The 20,252-nt window shown below is 69.4% G+C and carries 15 protein-coding genes and 1 tRNA gene; 8 read left to right on the plus strand and 8 right to left on the minus strand.

What is annotated here, in order from left to right; translation table 11 throughout:
* Positions 1 to 144: 144 nt before the first annotated feature.
* The 6 genes from C6I20_RS17355 (at position 145) to C6I20_RS17380 (ending at position 2,638) form a co-directional block, all read left to right on the plus strand.
* On the plus strand, positions 145 to 588 hold the full coding sequence (locus C6I20_RS17355) for a leucine zipper domain-containing protein (RefSeq protein ID WP_216822862.1): 444 nt from the start codon (positions 145 to 147) through the stop codon (positions 586 to 588).
* Positions 543 to 1,151, plus strand: coding sequence for a DDE-type integrase/transposase/recombinase (locus tag C6I20_RS17360; protein WP_216823027.1), 609 nt, complete (start codon positions 543 to 545; stop codon positions 1,149 to 1,151). The genes C6I20_RS17355 and C6I20_RS17360 overlap by 46 nt, the downstream gene beginning before the upstream one ends.
* Complete coding sequence (locus tag C6I20_RS17365; protein WP_216822860.1) at positions 1,148 to 1,321, plus strand: hypothetical protein; 174 nt, start codon at positions 1,148 to 1,150, stop codon at positions 1,319 to 1,321. The genes C6I20_RS17360 and C6I20_RS17365 overlap by 4 nt, the downstream gene beginning before the upstream one ends.
* Before the next feature lie 149 nt (positions 1,322 to 1,470).
* Positions 1,471 to 1,941 (plus strand): helix-turn-helix domain-containing protein, encoded by a 471-nt coding sequence (locus tag C6I20_RS17370; RefSeq protein ID WP_216823028.1) that lies wholly within the window; start codon positions 1,471 to 1,473, stop codon positions 1,939 to 1,941.
* Positions 1,869 to 2,465: an integrase core domain-containing protein gene (locus C6I20_RS17375; RefSeq protein ID WP_216823029.1), complete on the plus strand. Its 597-nt coding sequence runs from the start codon at positions 1,869 to 1,871 to the stop codon at positions 2,463 to 2,465. Before C6I20_RS17370 ends, C6I20_RS17375 begins: the two co-directional genes overlap by 73 nt.
* Positions 2,462 to 2,638, plus strand: a complete 177-nt coding sequence (locus C6I20_RS17380) for a hypothetical protein (protein WP_216823030.1) — start codon at positions 2,462 to 2,464, stop codon at positions 2,636 to 2,638. Before C6I20_RS17375 ends, C6I20_RS17380 begins: the two co-directional genes overlap by 4 nt.
* 61 nt (positions 2,639 to 2,699) lie before the next feature.
* Here C6I20_RS17380 and C6I20_RS07865 read toward each other — a convergent pair.
* Positions 2,700 to 2,773: transfer RNA gene (locus C6I20_RS07865), tRNA-Pro, on the minus strand.
* Between the two features lie 186 nt (positions 2,774 to 2,959).
* On the opposite strand from C6I20_RS07865, the gene C6I20_RS07870 reads away from it, so the two are divergent.
* Positions 2,960 to 3,544, plus strand: coding sequence for a hypothetical protein (locus tag C6I20_RS07870; RefSeq protein ID WP_118395449.1), 585 nt, complete (start codon positions 2,960 to 2,962; stop codon positions 3,542 to 3,544).
* 33 nt (positions 3,545 to 3,577) lie between these two features.
* Here C6I20_RS07870 and C6I20_RS07875 read toward each other — a convergent pair whose 3' ends face one another.
* From C6I20_RS07875 to C6I20_RS07885, 3 genes are read right to left on the minus strand one after another with little or no spacing between them, the layout of a single operon-like run.
* On the minus strand, positions 3,578 to 4,732 hold the full coding sequence (locus C6I20_RS07875; protein WP_118395450.1) for a LuxR C-terminal-related transcriptional regulator: 1,155 nt from the start codon (positions 4,730 to 4,732) through the stop codon (positions 3,578 to 3,580).
* 49 nt (positions 4,733 to 4,781) lie between these two features.
* A complete protein-coding gene (locus C6I20_RS07880; RefSeq protein ID WP_118395451.1) occupies positions 4,782 to 5,780 on the minus strand; it encodes a carbon-nitrogen hydrolase family protein in 999 nt (332 codons plus the stop codon).
* Positions 5,777 to 7,462, minus strand: a complete 1,686-nt coding sequence (locus tag C6I20_RS07885; protein ID WP_216823031.1) for an acyl-CoA dehydrogenase family protein — start codon at positions 7,460 to 7,462, stop codon at positions 5,777 to 5,779. The genes C6I20_RS07880 and C6I20_RS07885 overlap by 4 nt, the downstream gene beginning before the upstream one ends.
* Positions 7,463 to 7,641: 179 nt before the next feature.
* On the opposite strand from C6I20_RS07885, the gene C6I20_RS07890 reads away from it, so the two are divergent.
* The gene (locus C6I20_RS07890) at positions 7,642 to 8,982 is read left to right on the plus strand and encodes an NAD(P)/FAD-dependent oxidoreductase (protein WP_162891204.1); all 1,341 of its coding nucleotides are present in this window, start codon (positions 7,642 to 7,644) and stop codon (positions 8,980 to 8,982) included.
* A 22-nt stretch (positions 8,983 to 9,004) separates the two neighbouring features.
* Here C6I20_RS07890 and ppdK read toward each other — a convergent pair whose 3' ends face one another.
* Genes ppdK through recC form a run of 4 tightly spaced genes read right to left on the minus strand, consistent with a single transcriptional unit; the run spans position 9,005 to position 20,169 of the window.
* Complete coding sequence (ppdK, locus tag C6I20_RS07895) at positions 9,005 to 11,689, minus strand: pyruvate, phosphate dikinase (RefSeq protein ID WP_118398733.1); 2,685 nt, start codon at positions 11,687 to 11,689, stop codon at positions 9,005 to 9,007.
* Positions 11,690 to 11,741: 52 nt separating this feature from the next.
* A complete protein-coding gene (gene recD / locus C6I20_RS07900; protein ID WP_118395454.1) occupies positions 11,742 to 13,535 on the minus strand; it encodes an exodeoxyribonuclease V subunit alpha in 1,794 nt (597 codons plus the stop codon).
* Positions 13,532 to 16,825: a UvrD-helicase domain-containing protein gene (locus C6I20_RS07905; RefSeq protein ID WP_118395455.1), complete on the minus strand. Its 3,294-nt coding sequence runs from the start codon at positions 16,823 to 16,825 to the stop codon at positions 13,532 to 13,534. The genes recD and C6I20_RS07905 overlap by 4 nt, the downstream gene beginning before the upstream one ends.
* Positions 16,822 to 20,169 (minus strand): exodeoxyribonuclease V subunit gamma, encoded by a 3,348-nt coding sequence (gene recC / locus C6I20_RS07910; protein WP_118395456.1) that lies wholly within the window; start codon positions 20,167 to 20,169, stop codon positions 16,822 to 16,824. Before recC ends, C6I20_RS07905 begins: the two co-directional genes overlap by 4 nt.
* Between the last annotated feature and the right edge of the window lie 83 nt (positions 20,170 to 20,252).

Raw genomic sequence — 20,252 nt, forward strand, 5'->3', positions numbered from 1 at the left:
TCAGGCCCGGAAATCCACTGGATTTCCGGGCCTGATCGGTCGGGCTGACAGTGTGCTGGTTCAGGACATAGGAAACCCATGTCTCGGGTCATAGGAAACTGCTGTCTCAAGACATAGGAGACACTTCGCTGGTCGGATTCGGCCATGTCGAAAGCCCGCCTGATCATCACCGCCGTCGTCCTCGAGGGCCGCACCCAAGCCGACGTCGCCGCGACCTACGGGGTGTCGAAAGGGTGGGTCTCCAAGCTCGTGGCCCGCTACCGCACTGAAGACGAGGCGGCCTTTGAGCCACACTCTCGACGGCCCAAAACAACACCGAACGCGACACCGGCCGAGACGGTCGAGCTGATCTGGACGCTCCGCCGCAAGCTGGTCGACGCCGGTCTGGACGCCGGCCCAGACACGATCGGCTGGCACCTGGCACAAGATCACGATGTGACGGTCTCTAGGGCCACGATCGCCCGACAGCTGGCCAAGGGCGGACTGGTTGTCCCGAGCCGAAGAAGCGACCAAAGTCCTCCTACATCCGTTTCCAGGCCCAGATGCCAAACGAGACCTGGCAGTCCGATTTCACCCACTACCCGCTGACCGACATCAAGGCCTATCCCAAAGGTGTCGAGATCATCACCTGGCTCGACGACTGCACCCGCTACGCCCTCCACGTGTCCGCCCACCGGGCGATCACCACGACAATCGTGAAGGCCACCTTCCGCAAAACCGCAGGCCAGCACGGCATTCCCGCCTCAACGCTGACCGACAACGGCATGGTCTACACCGTCCGACTCGCTGGCATCGGCAGGCAAGGCGGACGCAACAGCTTCGAGCAACAACTCCGCGACTGGGACGTGGTCCAAAAGAACGGCCGCCCCAACCACCCCACGACCCAGGGCAAGGTCGAACGCTTCCAGCAGACGCTCAAGAAGTGGCTCCGCGCCCAACCGGTCCAACCCGCCACCATCGACGAACTCCAAGCTGTGCTCGACGTCTTCGTCGACGAATACAACAGCCGCCGCCCCACCGATCCCTGCCCCACCAGGCAACACCGGCCGCCTTGTTCGAGACCATGCCGAAAGCTCTGCCCGGCAACAGCCGGGACGCCGACACGCATGACCGTGTCCGTCACGACCGCATCGACAAAACAGGTGCCGTGACGCTGCGCGTCAACGGCAAACTGCACCACATCGGAGTCGGACGAACCCACGCCCGAACCCACGTCATCCTGCTCATCCAGGACCTGCACGTCCGCATCGCCAACGCCGTCACCGGAGAGCTTTTGCGCGAGCTCACCATCAACCCAGAACGCGACTACCAAGGCCAATGAAAAAACTCCCGAACCTGCAAAATGCAGGTCCGGGAGTTTCCGATGTCCTGAGACATCACACGGTCGGGCTGACAGTGTGCTGGTTCAGGACATAGGCGACACATCTCTCAAGACATAGGAGACACCTCGGCTGCTGGTGATGCTCGAGCATGTCGAAGGCTCGTCTGGTCATCACCGCCCTGTTCGTCGAGCACCAGTCACCGTCGGAGGTCGCTGCCCGCTACGGCGTCCACCGCTCCTGGGTCTACAAACTCAAAGCCCGCTACGAGACCGAGGGCGACGCCGCACTCGAACCCCGATCGCGGCGGCCCAAGACATCACCCACAGCGATCAGCGACCACACCGCAGACCTGGTCGTCCGTCTGCGCAAACAGCTGTCCGAGGTTGGTCTGGACGCCGGACCCGACACCATCGCCTGGCACCTCCAGCAGCACCACGACGTCACTGTCTCGGCCGCCACGATCAGCCGACACCTGGCCAAAGCCGGCCTCGTCGTCCCGAACCACGGAAGCGACCGAAGTCGTCCTACATCCGCTTCGAAGCGCAGATGCCCAACGAGACCTGGCAATCAGACTTCACCCACTACCGCCTCAGCACCGGACATGACACCGAGATCCTGACCTGGCTCGACGACTGCACCCGCATGGCGATCCGCGTCACCGCCCACCACCGGGTCACCACGCCCATCGTCCTCGCCGAGTTCCGTGCCGCGATCAAAACCGTTGGAATCCCCGCCTCAACCCTCGCCGACAACGGCATGGTCTACACCGTCCGCCTCGCCGGCATCGGCCGCCAAGGCGGACGCAACAGCTTCGAGCACGAACTCCGCCGACTGCACGTGATCCAGAAGAACGGCCGACCGAACCACCCCACGACTCAGGGCAAAGTCGAGAGATTCCAACAGACCTTCAAGAAGTGGCTCCGCGCTCAGCCGGTCCAACCCGCGACGATTGTCGAGCTGCAGGCACTACTCGATGAGTTCGTCGACGAATACAACCACCGCCGCCCCCACCGGTCGTTGCCACACCGAGCAACACCGGCAACGCTCTATGACTCGATGCCAAAGCCTTGCCAGGCAACTCCCGCGACACCGACACCCACGACCGGATCCGCCACGACCGCATCGACAAAACAGGGGCCGTGACGCTCCGCGTCAACGGCAAACTCCACCACATCGGCATCGGCCGAACCCACGCCCGAACCCACGTCATCCTGCTCATCCAAGACCTCAACGTCAGGGTCGTGAACGCCGTCACTGGGGAGCTACTCAGAGACCTAGAAATAGACCCAGAACGCGACTACCAACCGCGCAAATGAAGAACACCCGAACCTGCTTCCGCAGGTTCGGGTGTCTCTTATCTCTTGCGAGATCACACGGTCGGGCTGACAGGATTTGAACCTGCGACCCCCTGACCCCCAGTCAGGTGCGCTACCAAGCTGCGCTACAGCCCGTCGTTCCGAGGGGAAACTTTACCGCAGCCGGTCGGCACTTCTTGCATCGGTCGGACCCGGCCGAGATTTGGGCAGGAGCGCAGGAGATTGTCTCCAGAGAGTGCCCATCCCCCGCCCACCAGATCTTCCCTGCGCCGCCGGTCGAAGATGGCCTCGACGCGGTTCCGCGCGTGGGAAGGTATCGCCATGACGACACTCCGGAACCGCGGTCTTCTCGCCGCAGCAGCCATCTTTGCCCTCACAGTCGTCCAGCTCACGGTCGGGGCGTTTGGCGGCCTGGAGCAGTTCGACGGCAAGGGATTCGGCTACCGCCTGATCGTCTATCCGGTGCTGATGCTGATCATCCCGGCCACCTGGTGGTGGCGCACCCGCGGGCGGACCACGGTCGGCGAGCTCCCGTGGGGGGCGTCCGCGCTGATCATGTCACCGTTCCTCGTCGACGTCACCGGCAACACGATCGACCTCTACGACCGGGTCGAGTGGTGGGACAACGCCAACCACTTCGTCAACTGGGTGTTGCTGCTGTGGGGCTGCGGCCTGCTGCTCCGGCTCGTCTGGACCGGACCGACCTGGACCCTCGTGCTGACCATCACGGGCCTCGGCGCCGTGCTGGCGATCGGCTGGGAGATCGGCGAGTGGTACACCTTCATCCGCCGCGGCACCGAGCTCGACGGCGCGTACGAGGACACCCTCAGCGACGAGCTGCTGGGCACGCTCGGCGCCCTGCTGGCCGGTCTGATCGTCGGCCGGACACGAAGGGACGACCGCTAGGCCGACGCAGACCATCGGGCCGGCACGGCGCGCTCAGCCCGGGGGAAAGGACTCGCCGTGAATGCCCACGCGTTGCTGTTGGTTCCTGATCCAGATGGTGGCGGCGGCGACACGGTTGGCTGCGCCGAGCTTTCGCAAGATCCGCTTGACGTGCGACTTGGCTGTGTCCTCGGTGATGAACAGTCGCGCTGCGATGCTCGCGTTGGAGGCGCCACCACCCAGGAGCGCCAGCACTTCCAACTCTCGTTTGGACAGGTCCGCAAGCTCGCCGTTGCCGAACGCCGGCACGATTGCGGAGGCGACTCGCGACGCTCCGGAACCATCAGAGCCCCCCGTCACAAGTTCGACCTCTGCATCGAGGTACTCAGCGACGACCGCCTCGGTCCGCTGGAGCAACCGGCGCAGCTCCTGGCCCTGCGCCCGGAGCCGGTCAGTGAGTTGGGATCGTTCGACCGCGAATCCAAATCCTTCCGCGAAGGCCCACAAACTGTCGCGATCGAAGTCGTCCACCCGACGTGGCTTCAGCCGGTGATCGGCGTGGAGGAAACCGATCACCCGACCTTCGGGCATGATCGGGGCAGCCACGTACGACCGGGTGTCATAGGCCTCGGCAAGCTCGGCGAAGATCCGCGGATTGCCGACGACCTGTTGGATCGCCATGGGCCTACGGCGGCGCACCATCTCAGTTTCGAGAACTCGTGAGGCGAGCAGAGCCGGGTGCTCCCGGCTGAACGCCAACATGCGGTCCGAGCCCTCCGGGTCATCCCTCACCCAGATGGATTCGGCAACCAGCTCCCGGCCCCGGACCCGGTAGAGCACCGCGCGGTCGAAGCCGCAGGACTCCCCGGCATGCCGGGGAGCTGCCGCGATCATCGAGTCGGTGTCCGGCATCTTTCGCAGGTTGGCGAGCGCCTCGTGCACTCGCGCGAGGACCTCCAGACGGTCACGGAGCAACGACTCAGTCGCGCGATGGCGCCGTTCGTGGAGGTTGCCCAGGTCGCTGAGGGCCCCCGCCAGGGCTGGGTCAGCGTCATCGGCGAGCTGCCCGATGCGCTCTTCGAGATCAGCGAGCTCGTCATCCAGGGCAGCCCGGGCCGTCGACGCGGGGCTGTCCGGAGGGTTGGCGGGCCACGCCGGCAGATTTCCGGCAATCGACCCGGACGTCGATTCGCCAGAAGTCTGTTCCACGGCACCACGGTAGTCCCACCATCCTGCGCTTCCGACGCCCCGCACAGCATCACCCGATCGGCGGAGCCACGTCGGCTGGCGTATACGCCGGGAGGTCAGTGCTGGGCGACCAGGAGTGGAGCCCCAGCGCCTTCATCGCGCGATACTTCAACACTCCATGCGCATTCCCCGCGTACCAGACCAGGTGCACCGAGACCGGGAGCGGCGCATTCCAGAACAGGTCCGGAATCGGATCGCGCGGGGCAGGCTCGGTGATGGTCACGTCTGCGCACACGTATCCCTCGCCGTCCCCGTATGACAACCGCTCCAGGACGACGCCGTCGGCATCGCAGATGGTCGTCTCCCCCAGCATCCGGGACGGCCACTTCACCCCGGGCAGGAGGGGCGTCTCCATCGTGAACGGGCCGACGTGTGATGCGTGGACCGCGGGTACGCCGAGCATGCGAGCCATCCGCGGAGGCGTTTCGCGGCAGTACTGCTCCAAGATCGCCTCATCGCGCTCGATGAACAGCTTGTGGGTCAACGGCCAGGTCGGGAAGGACGGAAAGTGCATCCCACCGGCCAGCAGCTGTACGCGGCCCACAAGTCGCTTCGCCGTGCGCACCCGGCCCCACTCGAACCCGTTGGCAACACCAATCGAGCCGAGCGACGTCTTCATGACGCCATCATCACTTCCACCGGCGTAGTAGTTGTTCTCCCAGAACGATGGCTGGTCCTTGTCGTGAAGATGGATTGCACCATCAGGCTCACAGAGTGCGTAGGTGCCACGGGTCTCGTCACCACGGACGGCAATGAAGCCGCCACCAACAACGCAGTCGAGCTCGCGGGCGAGTGACCGCAGCGTCTGCAACGGGGCGCCCATGAGCGGCCGGGCCACCGATCGCAACCGGCGGTCGTAGGCGTTCGGGGGGGTGATCGCCTCGGGAAGGAAGATCGCCTCCGGTGAGTGTTCCCGTGCAGCCGCGCGCACCAGCTCGGCACACCGGTGCAGGTTGCCCTCAACGTCCCCGATCTGCAGCGCCGGCTGGACGGCCACCACGCGCGTCATCGGGCGATCCCGTGACGCGCGACGATTGCGTGGGCGTCGATGCCGTACGGCAAGGTGCCCAGGACTCCCCCACCGTCCTCCAGCTTGGCCGCGCAGTACGCGTCGGCGATGAAGCTGGGTGCAAAACGCACGAGCAGCGATGCCTGCAGACAGCGCGCCATCCGGCCGGTCAGCTCCCGGGCCCTAGCCTCGTCGACCCCGCCTGCCACCATCTCGCGCAGCTGCAGCACCGCGGTGTCGAGGCGCCGGTTCTCCCCGGCCGCGAGGTCGAGCTCGTCGAAGAAGGCCACGATCGCCTCCGGCTCGCTGCGCATGGCGCGCAGGACGTCGAGTACCTGCACGTTGCCCGATCCTTCCCAGACAGACATCAAGGGCGCCTCGCGGTAGTTGCGAGGCAGTCGCGACTCCTCAACGAAGCCATATCCCCCTTGGCACTCCAGCGCCTCGACCGCGTGGATCGGCGCCCGCTTGCACACCCAGAACTTCAACACCGGCGCTGCGAGGCGACGGAAGGCCATCGCCGTCCGATCGCCATCTGAAGCCTCCTGCGTTGCCCGCGCGAGCCTGAGCGCCGCCCAGGTGGCAGCCTCGCTCTCGAGCGCGAGGTCAGCCAGGACACCGGTCATCGCGGGCTGCTCGGCCAACGGCCGACCGAAGGCCGAACGATGCGAAGCCCAGTGGATCGCCTCGATCGTTCCGGTGCGCATGACGGCAGTCGAACCGAGGACGCAGTCCTGACGCGTTCCACCGATCATCGACATGATGGCCCGCACGCCGTGCCCCGGTTCACCGACGAGCTGCGCTGCCGAGGAGTCGAACCGGACCTCCGCAGTCGGGTTCGATCGGTTGCCGAGCTTGTCCTTCAACCTGTCCAGCGTCCACCCGTTGTCGCTCCCGTCCTCCAGCCGACGCGGAACGAGCAAGCAGGTCATGCCCTCCGGCGTGTGTGCCAGCACGAACATGCCGTCGGAGTGGACAGCAGACACGAACCACTTCTCGCCCGTCACTCGATACCAGCCATCCTGGCCATCGGGCACGGCTGTGGTCGTGTTGATGCTCAAGTCCGAGCCGCCCTGCTTCTCTGTGAGCGCCATCCCGATCAGCGCACCCCGCTTCTGCTCGATCGGGAGCGAACGCGAGTCGTAGACCCCCGAGGTGACCAGACCCTCCCACCGTTCGGCGACTGTCGGCGTCAGACGCAGGGCAGGCACACACGCGTAGGTCATCGCGAGAGGGCATCCGACCCCCGCCTCGATCTGGGTGACGCCGATGAACTTGGCTGCCCGGGCCACTTGCGCCGCGGAATCGGCGTCGGCCCACACCCGGCCAGCGACTCCGTGCTCGACCGCCAGTCCCAGGATGTGGTGCCACGACGGGTCGAAGCGGATCCGGTCGACGCGCCTGCCCGATCGGTCGTACGGCTGATGGACGGGAGGGTGCTCGTTCGCTGCGAATCCGGCCTCCAGCAGGTCGGCCGATCCGAGGGCTCGACCGAGGACGGAGGCCTCGGCGATCCGATGGCCTGCCCCGAACGCCTCCATGGCCTCGACGAGTGCCCTGTCGTCACCGATCACATCGAAGTCCTGCAGACGCGGAGGCGTGTTGACCGAGGAACGGTTGGACCTCGAGTCGCTGGTTGCGGCAGCTGGGGGGTTCGGTTTCAGCGAGATTGATTGGCTCATGGATGCCATGCAAACGGCATTGCAGACCGATGGGAAGCGAGTTCCCCCCGAAGGGTACTGAGGTGCACCCCGAATGGTGACGCGCTGGCCTTCGGCACCGATCTACGTTGTTGAAGGCCAAGGAGCAGCGGCTCCACATCTGCCGATCGCCGACACATCGGTGAGGAACGAGTACCGCAATGCCGACACACCATGTGGAGACCGACTACCTGATTCTTGGGGCAGGTGCCATGAGCATGGGGTTCGCGGACGTGATCCTCACCGAGGACCCGACTGCGCGCATCGTGATGGTCGATCGCCATGCAAATCCCGGTGGCCATTGGAACGATGCCTACCCGTTCGTCAGGCTCCACCAACCCGCCGCCTTCTATGGACTCAACTCGACGCCCCTCGGGCACGGCGGCGAGGACTTGAGCGGCGGCGCAGACCTGGTGGCCTACTACCGCCAAGCCATGGACCGCTTCATTCGCACCGGTCGGTTGCAGTTCCTGCCCATGAGTGAGTACGAGGGGGACGGACGGATCGTCTCAACGGTCGACCCCGACCGGGTCACCACGGTCACCGCCCACCGCAGGATCGTCGACGGGACCTACATGCAGGTGAGGGTCCCCTCGGTCTGCGCGCCGAAATACACCATCGACCCCGGCGTCACGGTGATCCCGCCCAATGGCCTGGCCCAGGTCCGACGGCCCTGGGAGCGGTACGTGATCATCGGTGCCGGCAAGACCGCGATCGACGCGATCCTGTTCCTGCTGGGCAACCAGGTCAACCCTGATCGCATCCAGTGGATAGCGCCCAACGAGGCGTGGCTGCTGGATCGAGCCCACATGCAGCCGAGCATCGTGCTGGACTCTGTGGTGTCCATGGTGGAGAGCATCGCCGACTCCACCACGATCGATGAAGCCTTCCTCGAGCTGGAGCAGAAGGGAATCGTCTTCCGGCTCGACGATCAGACCTTGCCGACCAAGTGGCGCTGCGCCACCGTGGACCGGGGTGAGCTTGCCACCTTGAGACGGGTCGAGGACGTCGTCCGACTGGGTCGGGTGCAGGACATCGGCAGCGAAGAGATCCGCCTGGACCGCGGCACCATCCCCACGGTCACCGACACCCTGTTCGTTGACTGCTCAGCCAACGGGCTCGTGCAGGTCGACCCTCATCCGCTGTTCTCCGCGGGGAGGGTGACCCTGCAGTCGGTGTTCATGTGTCAACAGACCTTCAGCGCAGCGCTGCTGGCCCACATGGAACTGCTCGATCTCAGCGACGAGCGACGCAACAAGATCTGCGTGCCTGTGCCGCACCCGGAGCTCACGCACGACCTGGCCAGCACGCTGGTCGCCACGACGCAAAACATGCTCAGCTGCAATCGACACATGGCTCTGTGGCTGCGACGCAGCCGCTTGTACCTGGGACACCACTCGGCACCACACCGCTACCTGCTCGGATCGGGCAAGCTTGCCGTGATCAACCGTCGGGCCCGAGTCGCCATGAAGGGGATGCTCCACAAGGCGAGCGCAACCTGACCCGTCATGCGAGGCGCGCGTCTCAGGCCGACGCAGACCCGGCACCCGCGGAACGTCCGGCCTCCAACCGGGCGACCGGCACGCGATAGGGCGAGCACGACACGTAGTCGAGCCCGACCTCGTCGAAGAAGTGGATCGAGGCGGGGTCTCCCCCGTGCTCGCCGCAGACGCCGAGGTGCAGGTCGGGGCGCGCCTCACGCCCCGTGCGCACCGCCTGGGCGACGAGCTGCCCGACGCCCTCGGTGTCCAGCGACTCGAATGGTGAGACCGCGAAGATGCCCTTGTCCAGGTACGTCGAGAAGAACGACGCCTCGACGTCGTCGCGGGAGAACCCCCACGTCATCTGGGTCAGGTCGTTGGTGCCGAAGGAGAAGAACTCCGCCGACGCGGCGATCTGGTCGGCCACCATGACCGCTCGGGGCAGCTCGATCATGGTGCCGACCAGGAACGACAGCTTCGTGCCGGTCTCCTGCTCGACCTCGGCTGCGACCGCGATGATCTCGGCCTTCATGAGCTCCAGCTCCTGCGGGGCGGCGACCAGCGGGATCATGATCTCCGGTCGGGGGTCTCCCCCGGCAGCCGTACGCGCGGCGGTGGCCTCGAGAATCGCCCGAGCCTGCATCGTGAACAGGCCGGGGATCACGATGCCCAGCCGCACCCCACGCAGCCCCAGCATGGGGTTCTCCTCGTGCAGTCGCTTGACCGCGGCGAGCAGCCGGTGGGTGCGCGGCTGGTCCTCACCGTGCTCCTGCTCGATTGCGAGCCGCACCGCGAGCTCGGTGTAGTCGGGCAGGAATTCGTGCAGTGGCGGGTCCAGCAACCGGATCGTAACCGGCAGCCCGTCCATCGCCTCCAGGATCCCGGTGAAGTCCTCACGCTGCAGCGGCAGCAGCGCATCGAGCGCCACCCGCTGCTGCTCGGCGTCCTCGGCCAGGATCAGGTGCTCGACGAGCTCGCGGCGGTCACCCAGGAACATGTGCTCGGTGCGGCACAGCCCGATGCCCTGCGCGCCGAAGCGTCGGGCCCGGGTCGCGTCCTCGGGCGTGTCGGCGTTGGCCCGCACACCGAGCCTGCGCACCGAGTCGGCGTGATCCATCAGCCGGGTCACCGCGCGGACGAGCTCGTCGTCGCCGGCGGCCTCGTCGCCCTCGAAGTGGCGGACGACCAGCGAGTCGACGACCTCGACGGCGCCGGCGAAGATCTCACCCGTCGTGCCGTCGATCGAGATCGTGTCGCCCTCGGCGATGACGGTGCCGTCGGCCGCGGTGAAGCGACCCGCCGCGATGTCGACGTCGAGACCGTCGGCCCCGCACACGCACGTGCGACCCATGCCGCGGGCCACGACGGCGGCGTGCGACGTCTTGCCGCCACGGCTGGTCAGGATGCCTTTGGCGGCGACCATGCCGGACAGGTCGTCGGGGGTCGTCGTCCGTCGTACGAGGATGACGTCGTCACCGCGGGCGGCCCGCTCGACGGCGGTCGGTGAGTCGAACACGACCTTGCCGACGGCCGCACCGGGCGAGGCGTTCATGCCGGTGCCGATCAGGTGCCGCTCGGAGTCAGTGTCGAACCGGGGGAACATCAGCTGCGCGAGCTGGGCCCCGGTGACCCGGTCGACCGCCTCGTCGAAGTCGATGATGCCCTCGTCGGCCAGCGAGTGGGCGATGCGGAACGCCGCCTCGGCCGTCCGCTTGCCGACCCGCGTCTGCAGCATCCACAGCTTGCCCTGCTCGACCGTGAACTCGATGTCGCACAGGTCGCGGTAGTGCGACTCCAGTCGCGCCATGATCGCCAACAGCTCGTCGTACGCCGCCTTGTCGATCTGCTCCAGGTCGGCCAGCGGCACGGTGTTGCGGATGCCGGCGACGACGTCCTCGCCCTGCGCGTTGACCAGGTAGTCGCCGTAGACCCCCTGTCGACCGGTCGCCGGGTCACGGGTGAACGCGACCCCCGTGCCGGAGCCCTCTCCCCCGTTGCCGAACACCATCGAGCAGATGTTGACCGCGGTGCCCAGGTCGTCGGGGATCTGCTCCTGTCGGCGATAGAGGGCGGCCCGCTCGGTGTTCCACGAGTCGAACACCGCGAGCACCGCGAGGTCGAGCTGCTCGCGGGGGTCCTGCGGGAAGTCGCGTCCGCTGTGCTCGCGAATCAGGTCCTGGTACGTCCGGACGAGACCGCGTAGGTCGTCGGCGGTCAGGTCGAGATCGTCCTCGCTGCCCCGCTCGGCCTTGAGCGCGTCCAATGCGTCGGCGAAGATGCTGGCCTCGATGCCGAGCACGGTGCTGCCGAACATCTGCAGGAGCCGGCGGTAGGAGTCGTACGCGAACCGCTCGTCACCACCGGCGACTCGGGCCAGGCCCTGCACCGAGACGTCGTTGAGGCCCACGTTGAGGACGGTCTCCATCATCCCGGGCATCGAGAACTTCGCGCCCGAGCGCACCGACACCAGCAGCGGGTCGTCCGGATCGCCCAGCCGCTTGCCACGCGCCTGCTCCAGCGCCGTCAGGTGCGTCGTGACCTCCTCGGCTAGGCCGTCGGGCTGCTGGCCCTCGGCGAGGTAGGCCCGGCACGCATCGGTGCTGATCGTGAAGCCCGGCGGCACCGGCATGCCGAGCCCGGTCATCTCGGCGAGGTTGGCGCCCTTGCCCCCCAACAGGTCCTTCTGGTCCATCCCACCCTGGCTGAAGTCGTACACATACGAGGTCATCACGCGATCTTGCCTCGCGACCGTCGCCACGTACAGGGCCAAAGGCCCCCGATCACCCGCCGCGAGCCTTGTCGACCGCGACCGTGAGCCGCTCCGCGAGGCCGCTGGCGCGCTGCACCCGGGTGTCGATCGCAGCGCGCACGGCGTCCTCGGTGCCGATCAGGGTCACCGAGGTCTGTGCGCGGGTCAGCGCGGTGTAGAGCAGCTCGCGGGTCAGCAGCCGCGAGTCGTCGCCGGGCAGCAGCACCGAGACCCGGTCGAACTGGCTTCCCTGGCTGCGGTGCACCGTCATGGCGTACGCCGTGTGAACCATGCCGAGCCGCGACGGTGCGAATCGTCGCCGGGCCTCCTCCGCGATGACGACCGCGAGTCCGTCGCCGGCCGGCACCGTGATGCCGGTGTCACCGTTGTAGAGGCGCAGCCCCCGGTCGTTCTCGGTCACCAGCACCGGTCGGCCGGCGAACCACGGCCGTCCAAGGGTGTGGCCCGCGTCCTCGTCGAGCCAGTGCACGACCTGGTCGTTCCACGTTGTTGCGCCGAACGGACCCTCGCGGTGGGCGCACAGCAGTCGGTGGGAGTCGAGCACCGCGAGGGCGTCGTCGACCCGGCCGTCGCGCGCGGCGTCGAGCATCGCGCGGGCGTCGGGAAGCAGCAGGTCGCGCATCGTCGATGGCAGCCGGTCGGCGGCGACGAGCCGCACGGTGTCGTGGCCGGCCCGGAGCACTGCGATCGCTCCCTCGGCGTCGCCGTCGCGGACGGCGTCGGCGAGCGCGCTGATCTCACTGCCGAAGCGGTGCCCCGACACGAGGTGCGACACCGGCGACGCGGGCCCGCTGCCCCAGCCACCGACGAGGTCGCGCAGGACCGTGCCCGCCTCGATCGAGGCGAGCTGGTCGGGGTCACCGACCAGGATCAACCGGCTGTCGGGCCGTACGGCCTCGACCAGGCGCGCCATCAGGGTCAGCGAGACCATCGAGCTCTCGTCGACGACCACGACGTCGTGTGACAGGCGGTGGTCGCGGTCCTGACGGAACCTCGTGCCGTTGTCGGGACGTACGCCGAGCAGCCGGTGCAGCGTCGAAGCGGCGAGCCCCTTGAGCCACGCGCGCTCTTCGGCCGTGAACGCCTCGGCGTCGGCGACCGCGGCCACAGCCTCCTTCATGCGGGCCGCGGCCTTGCCGGTCGGGGCAGCGAGCGCGACCCGCAGCGGCGGCCGTCCTGCTGACGTGGCCTGCGACGCCAGCACCGCGAGCAGCCGGGCCAGGGCCGTGGTCTTGCCGGTGCCGGGGCCGCCGGTGAGGATCGACGTCCAGCCGCGTGCGGCGCTCTCGGCGGCCGCACGCTGCTCGGCGTAGCCCTCGCCGGGAAACAACCGGGCCAGGTCCGCCGCGAGTAGTGCCTCGTCAGGCTCCGGCGGCGGGCGGGTGCCGCGCTCGACAAGGTCGCGGCACAGGTCGCGCTCGAGCTCGGCATAACGGTCCAGATAGATCAGCCGGCCCTCGACCCGCAGCACCGGCACGTCGGCCTCGACGAGGGGGCTGGCGGCGACCTCGGCGTGCCATGCCTGCGGTGCGGGCCACGGCAGCTCGGGAGTCTTGCCGCCGAGGCTCTCGGTCAGCTCGGACAGCTCGACGCAGGTCGATCCGTGCCGCACCGAGCGCACCGCCAGGGCGAGGGCCAGCGCGACGGTCGACGACTCCTCCCCCGCGAGCGCCGCAACCCGGAGCGCGATCCGTACGTCGGCGGCGGTCAGCACACCGGCGCGGTTGAACTCGCCGAGCAGCCCGTCGACACCCAGCGCGAGGCGCCGGTCGTACGGATCGTCGAACGTCATCAGCTCGGTCATGGTGCGACTCCGTCCAGCAGGTCCGACAGCGCCTCGATCAGCGCAGCGGGCGGCCGCCAGGCGAACACGCCGTACGTCTGACCGTCCGCACGTGGCGTCTCAGGACCGGCCATGCCGCGGACGTAGAGATAGAGGATGCCGCCGAGATGGCGCTGGGGGTCGTAGCCGGGCTGGCGCCAGCGCAGGTAGCGGTGCATCACGACGCTGTAGAGCAAAGCCTGCAGCGGGTACGTGCCGGAGTTCATCGCCGCCGCGAGTCCCGTCGCGCTGTAACCGTCCAGCGTCAGGGGGGTCTCGAAGTCGCCGAGCCAGTTGGTCTTGTAGTCCACGACCAGGCAGCGACCGTCCGGGAGCCGGAGCCCCAGGTCGATCGAGCCGGACAGATATCCGCGCAGCGACTGGCCCGCGAGCCCCGGCGCCCGGAGCCGGTCGGCGAACGCCCGCATTGGGTCGCCGGCGTCGAGGTGGCGCTCCAGCAGCGGTGCGAGATCGCCCAGGTGCGGCTCACCGCCCGCCGAGCCCCGGGCGGCGGGGCTGTCGCCACCGGCAAGTGGGATCTCGAAGTCGAGCTCGCGCAGCTGCCGGTCCGCCAGCAGCGTCTCCAGCGTCAGGTCGTCGGCCAGCGGTCCCAAGGGAGTGCGGCACACTGCGACGAGCGCATCGGCCAGGTCTCCCGGGTCGGCGTCGACCCCCCAGTATCCGAGCTCGCCACGGACCAGCTCGGCGAGGTGTTCACGCAGGTCGTCGGTCGTGACGTCGAGGTGCTCCAGCACGCCGTGCACCAGGCTGCCGAAGGCGGCGCCGGTGGGCAGGTCGGCCATCGGCGACAGGACGTCGACCGTGGTCTCCCCCGCGACGGTCAGCTCCTCGGTGTCCTCATCGATCGTGCCGATGTCGGGCGCCTCGCTGCCGACCGTCGGTGACGGGTCGTCGACCCGGGTCAACGCGGTGTACGACGTGCGCCGCCAGGACGCGTCGACGAGCCGGTCGAACGTGCGCACGGCGAGATCGCCGGTCTGCGGCTCGTCCGGCACCACGAGACGCTCCCGCGGGAGCACCCGCTCCACGACGGGTCCGCCGAGCGACTGCCACTCGCCGAGGATGCGCACGGCCTCCTCGTCGGTGGGCGCGGGGGTCGAGCTCGGCACGGTGGCCTCGCCGGGCCGGCGGCCGAACAGCAGCCGGGTCAGGCCCGCGTTGTTGGCGTTCGTGGTCGGCGCCCACCACGCGATGACCTGCGACTGGGCCCGGGTCGCTGCGACGTACAGCAACCGCAGCTGCTCGCCGCTGTCCTCGAGCTTGGCGGCGGTCTCGCTGGCCCGCCACGAGCCAGCGCTCCTGCCGCCGATGTCGAGCACGCGATCGCCGCCCACGTGGAAGCGTGGCACGTCCTCGGGTGGGATCCACCGGTCGTACAGGAACGGCAGATAGACGATGGGGTACTGCAGGCCCTTGCTGGCGTGCACCGTGACGACCTGCACCGCGGCGGCGTCGCTGTCGAGCCGGCGCGTACGTTCGGCGGCCCCGTCGGCCGAGTCGTCGCGCTGCGACCGCAGCCAGGCCAGCAGCGCGGCCGGGCCGAGCCGGTCGCGCTCGGCGATCTCGTGCAGGCTCTGCGCGACGTGCCGCAGGTCGGTCATCCGGCGCCGACCGTCGGGCCGCTCCAGCACCCGTCGGGCGAGCTCGCCGTGGCCCGAGGTGGCCTCGAAGACCGCGGCGATCCCCCGGTCGCGGAGCAGATCGGCCAGATCACGCACCCGGGTCGCGACGGCATCGGTCAGGGCGTCGCCGGACGAGGCCAGCTCGGTCGCGGAGTGCCCGAAGAAGTCGGTCAACGCGGCCGCGCGGACGCGGGGGCTGCTCTGCGGCCGCTCCATCGCCTCCAGCAGGGTCAGCCAGGCGTCGCCGGCAGCGCTGCGGAAGACGTTGGTGCCCCCCGCCAGCACGGCGGTGATGCCGTGCCCGGCGAGCGCGGCCTGGACCAGCGCGGCGTGCGGGTGGGAGTAGACCAGCACCGCGATGTCACCGGCGGCCAGCGGCCGGTGGTCGAAGGTTGTGCCGCCTGCGAGCGTCGCGGCGATGTCGGCGGCCAGGTCGTCGGCGATCCGCTCACGGGCGCGCGGGGCGCTGATCTTGGCGCCCGGTGCGGCGCCGAAGTCGAAGCGGGTCAGCACCCTCAGGCGGAACGGCGGCATCGGTGCGGGGCCGGCGAGCCGTGAACCGGCGTGATCGGCACCGACGGGGTGCACGACGATCCGTGGGTCGCCCAGCGCAGCCCCTCCGAACGGGACCAGCAGCGACTCGACCAGAGGTGCGTCGCTGCGCCAGTTGGTCGCCAGGGTCGCCTGCTCCCCCGCCGTCGCGGCCGCCTCGAGATAGGTCACGACGTCACCGCCGCGGAAGGCATAGATCGCCTGCTTGGGGTCGCCGATCAGGATCAGGGCTGCGTGGCCACCGAACGCTCGTTCCAGGACCTGCCACTGCACCGGGTCGGTGTCCTGGAACTCATCAACCAGCACGACCTGCCAGCGGCGGCGCATCTGGTCGCGGGCCGGGGCGTCGTCACCCTCCAGGGCGACTGCCAGCCGGCTCAGCAGGTCGTCGTATCCCAGCAGACCCAGAGCCCGTTTGCGCCGGTCGAGCTCGTCGCGGACGGCCAGGGCGAAGCCGACGCGGACACCGGCGGGAGAGCCCGGGTCGGCGTCGTCGGGCAGCAGTTGGGCCTGCGGGTCGCCGACCGCCCGGCGGGCCAGCGCCAGCGCGTCGTCGATGGTGAACGGCGGGTCGTCGAGCCGGTAGCGCGCGAGGTAGAGGTCGTGGACGATCTCTACCACGACCTCGTCGAGGCTCTCGACGAGCTCTTCGCCCGCGTCGGCGTCGCCCGCGGTGCCGAGGCTGCGGAGCACGAGCTGGCAGAACTGGTGCGTCGTCGCGATCGTGGCTCCGTCGAAGTCCGCCAACGCCGCGCGCAGGCGTTCGCGCCGCTGCGCCACGACGGCCGCGTCGCCCTCGGCGAGGAGCACGATCAGCTCGTTGCGGTGACCCGCGGCCGCTGCAGGGTCGGCCAGCTCGCGCTCGGCCTCGACGAGCTGCTCGCGGACCCGTTCGCGCAGCTCGCGGCTGGCCGCGCGGCCGAAGGTGATGATCAGCAGCTCGTCGAGGCTCGCGACCCCCTCGGCGACGTACCGGGTCACCAGGGCGCCGACGGTCCACGTCTTGCCGGTGCCGGCGCTGGCCTCGAGCAGGGTCGTCCCGGTGGGCAACGGGTCGCGGATGCCGAACGCCCTCACAACGAGTCCAGCCGTTCGATCGCCAGCAGCGGGTCCCACAGCCGGTGCGCGAGGCTTGCGAACTGCGAGCCGGCGTCGCCGCGGTCCAGCAACGCCTCCAGCGGCGCACCGGGGCCCCAGACCAGGCCGTGGTGGGCGTCGTCGCTCTCACCGGGGATGCGCACGTTGTTGCGCAGGGTCCGTTCGTCCCACTCGCCGCGGGCGGCCGCGAGCGCGGCGGTGTGCAGGGTGCCCTGACTGCGCTCGGCGTACGCCAGCGACGTCTTGAGCGGCAGCGGCAGCGGGGCGCACAGGCCGAGGTCACGCAGGGCGACCAGGTCGGCCAGGTGGGTGCGGGCGATCTCGTTGATCGGGCCGACCTCGGCGTGCCGACCGCCCTTGCCTCGGCCGATCGCGTGCGCGACCCACGGCACCGCAGGCTCGGAGGCGGCCAGCGCAAGCAGGTCGAGCCAGGACTTCAGCCGGTGCTTGGCCGCGAGGGTCGAATAGGTGACCGCCACGACCCGGTCGTCGTGCACGTCGGCGACGCTGCCGAGGATCCGGCGGCCGTCGTCGAGGGTGATGTCGACGTCGACCGCGCGGGCCATGCCGCTGCGCAGCCCACCGGTCCGCTGCACCAACGGCGTGACGGCCTCGATGACGTCGTCGAGGAGCTTGCGGCCGAGCTGTCCGGGCGGCAGGACGCCGCGGCGGTACTCCGCCTGCCGGGCCTCGTGTGGGTCGGCACCGGCCAGCGCGTCGCGCAGCACCCGGTCGCCGACCGACCAGCGTTGCAGCGCGTCGAGCTCGATCGGGATGTCGTCGCGCACGGCCTCGGCCTCGCTGAGCACGCCAACATCGAGCCGCTGGCGCAGGAACGCCTTGACCGGGTGGGCCAGGAAGTCGGCCAGGTCGCGCAACGACACGTCCTCGGTCGGCCGGGCGTCGAGCCGGCCGGGCAGGAACTCCTCGGGCGCGGCCGGGCGGGCCGTGGCCGTCGCGAGGGCTCCGGCCAGAGCTGCCGGGTCGAAGCTGAACGGCTTCCGGGGCACCAACGCGCCGGGCAGGACGTTGCGCCGGTCGAACGGCTGCAGCGGGTGGTGCACGACGACCTGCTGTCGTGTGTCGGCGTCGACGGTCCGCTCGAGCTGGTCGATCAGCTCGCCGAGCGGCACGGCGGGGGGTCGTGACTGGCCCGTACGTTCGTCGGCGCCGGTGTAGGTCACGACGAGGGTTTCGGTCGCGGCGAGGATCGCGTCGAGGAACAGCTGTCGGTCCTCGCTGCGGACGTCACGCTCACCCGTCATGGGTTCACGGGCCAGCACGTCGTCGCCGTGCACCGCGCCGACCCGCGGGAACTCCCCGTCGTCGAGGCCGATCATGCAGACCACGCGGTGCGGCACCGACCGCATCGGCACCATCGTGCAGACCGTCAGGGTGCCGGTGCGGAAGCCCGCGCGGGTGGGTCGTGAGCCGAGCCGGCCGATCAGCATCTCGCTGACCTCGGCCAGGTGCAGGGGTGTCGTGGAGCCGGCGCCGCTGTCGGCGAGCCGGCCGAGCTCGCGCTCGAGCTGGGCGGTCTGCCACTCGTCGCGATAGGGCACCGAGGCGAGCGAACCGATGCCGTCGCGGAGCGTCTGGACCCACACCGCCAGGGGCTGCTCGGTCAGCATCGCGTCGATCGTCGTCCGCAGCCGCTCGATGATCTCGGCGAACCGGCCCGCCAGGTCGAGGTCGCCGCTGCTGACGTCGTCGATCGGCAGCACGGTGTCGACCCAGCCGCCGCGGTGCTCGGCCACGGCCGCACCGAGCAGCACCCGGTCGAGGCCGAACTGCCACGTGTTGGGCTTGAGGTCGCCCAGCCCGAAGGGTTCGCGGTGGTCGGCGTCGAAGCCCCACCGCACACCGGAGCGTTCGACCCAACCGGTGAGCTGCTGCAGGTCGTCGTCCGAGAGTCCGAACCGGTGCCGCACGGGGGCCATCGCGACCAGGTCGAGCACCTCGGTCGCGGTGACCCGTCCGGTCGTGGCGAGGTCGAGCAGCGCGCGGACGACGCCGACAAGGGGGTTGCCGCCGGCGCTGCCGCGGTCGGCCAGGCGTACGCGCAGGTGGTGGGCCGGGTGACCACCCTCGACGACCCCGATCAGCCCGAAGGCGGCGCTGATCAGCGGGGCGTACGTGTCGATGTCGGGACACATCACCAGGATGTCGCGCGGCTCGAGGGTCGGATCGTCCTCGAGCAGGCCGACCAGCACCTCGCGGAGCACGTCGACCTGGCGGGCCTTGCCGTGGCACGCGTGCACCTGCACGCTGCGGTCGGTGTCGGCCAGCGTGCGACCCGTGGTCTGGCTGTGGTCGCGGACCAGGTCGTCCTGCAGCCAGCCCAGCAGTGTCGTGGGTGGCTGCGGATCGACCGCCGGCAAGTGCTCGTGCTGCACGTCAGGCAGACCCGAGAGCGTGCGCTGCATCTCGCGGACATCCCGGCCCAGCGAGATCAGCAACGGGTTGGGCGCGTCGGTCGGCGCGGGGTCATCGCTGCGGCGGACCGCGCCGGTGGCCGCGCGCCCGGCGAGTGCGTCCCACAGCGCGGGCGAGGGGTGCGGCACCCACAGGTACACGTCGCGGTGCGCTCCCAGCGCGTCGAGCAGGCGCGCCTCCCCCGCCGAGATGCGGGTGTGGCCGAACAGGGAGATCCGCGGCGGCAGGTCGACCGACGCAGGGTCGTCGCGCAGGGTGGCCACGGTCTCGATCAGGCGTACGTCGGGGGTCGGCGCGTCGATCGTCGCGACGAGCCGCCGCCACAGCTCCGCCTGCCACTGAATGTCGGCGTCCAGGGCCGATGTTGCTGAGCCTGTCGACAGGACACCGTCCACGTCCTGCCCCGCACCCCAGGCAGCGATCATGTCGGGCCGCTGCACGGCGTAGGACGCGAACAGCCCGGCCACCCGTCGGGCGACGCCGTAGCGCCGGCTCTGCCGCAGCTCGCGCTCGATGCCAGTGTGCTCATGACCCAGGTGACGCGACAGGGAGCGGCACCACGGCTCCCCCATCGACGCGTCGATGACGTCCAGCAGCGGCCAGACCAGCCGGTCGGGGTCCCACGCGTCGTCGTCGCGGGTGCCGAGCAGCTCGGCGACCAACGAGTGCGGTGAGGCGAACCGAATGCCCGCACACACCCCGTCCTGACGCCCCGCGCTCGCGCCGAGCCGGTGCCCGAGCTGCTGCGCGAGCCACCGCTCGACACCACGCGCCGGCACGACCACGAGCTCCTCGGCGAACGGGTCCGCGAGCGGTTCAGCCAGCACCTCCGCCAGTCCGACGACGAGCCGGTCGGCCCGCTCGGCGCGGTGGATCTGGAGGGTCACGCCCCCATCATGGTCGTCCGGTCACCTGGGCGTGGCGATTGACCCGATTCGAGCCGTCGCGTCCCCGACAACCACTCGAAGGA

It is taken from the genome of Aeromicrobium sp. A1-2, assembly GCF_003443875.1.
In the GTDB taxonomy this organism is placed as follows: domain Bacteria; phylum Actinomycetota; class Actinomycetes; order Propionibacteriales; family Nocardioidaceae; genus Aeromicrobium.

Coding starts and splice junctions, on each gene's coding strand:
- C6I20_RS17370 (WP_216823028.1), top strand. CDS start 1,471: ATGTCGAAGGCTCGTCTGGTCATCACCGCCCTGTTCGTCGAGCACCAG.
- C6I20_RS07880 (WP_118395451.1), bottom strand. CDS start 5,780: ATGACGCGCGTGGTGGCCGTCCAGCCGGCGCTGCAGATCGGGGACGTT.
- recD (WP_118395454.1), bottom strand. CDS start 13,535: ATGACCGAGCTGATGACGTTCGACGATCCGTACGACCGGCGCCTCGCG.
- C6I20_RS07870 (WP_118395449.1), top strand. CDS start 2,960: ATGACGACACTCCGGAACCGCGGTCTTCTCGCCGCAGCAGCCATCTTT.
- C6I20_RS17355 (WP_216822862.1), top strand. CDS start 145: ATGTCGAAAGCCCGCCTGATCATCACCGCCGTCGTCCTCGAGGGCCGC.
- C6I20_RS17375 (WP_216823029.1), top strand. CDS start 1,869: ATGCCCAACGAGACCTGGCAATCAGACTTCACCCACTACCGCCTCAGC.
- C6I20_RS07890 (WP_162891204.1), top strand. CDS start 7,642: ATGCCGACACACCATGTGGAGACCGACTACCTGATTCTTGGGGCAGGT.
- C6I20_RS17360 (WP_216823027.1), top strand. CDS start 543: ATGCCAAACGAGACCTGGCAGTCCGATTTCACCCACTACCCGCTGACC.
- C6I20_RS07885 (WP_216823031.1), bottom strand. CDS start 7,462: ATGAGCCAATCAATCTCGCTGAAACCGAACCCCCCAGCTGCCGCAACC.
- ppdK (WP_118398733.1), bottom strand. CDS start 11,689: ATGACCTCGTATGTGTACGACTTCAGCCAGGGTGGGATGGACCAGAAG.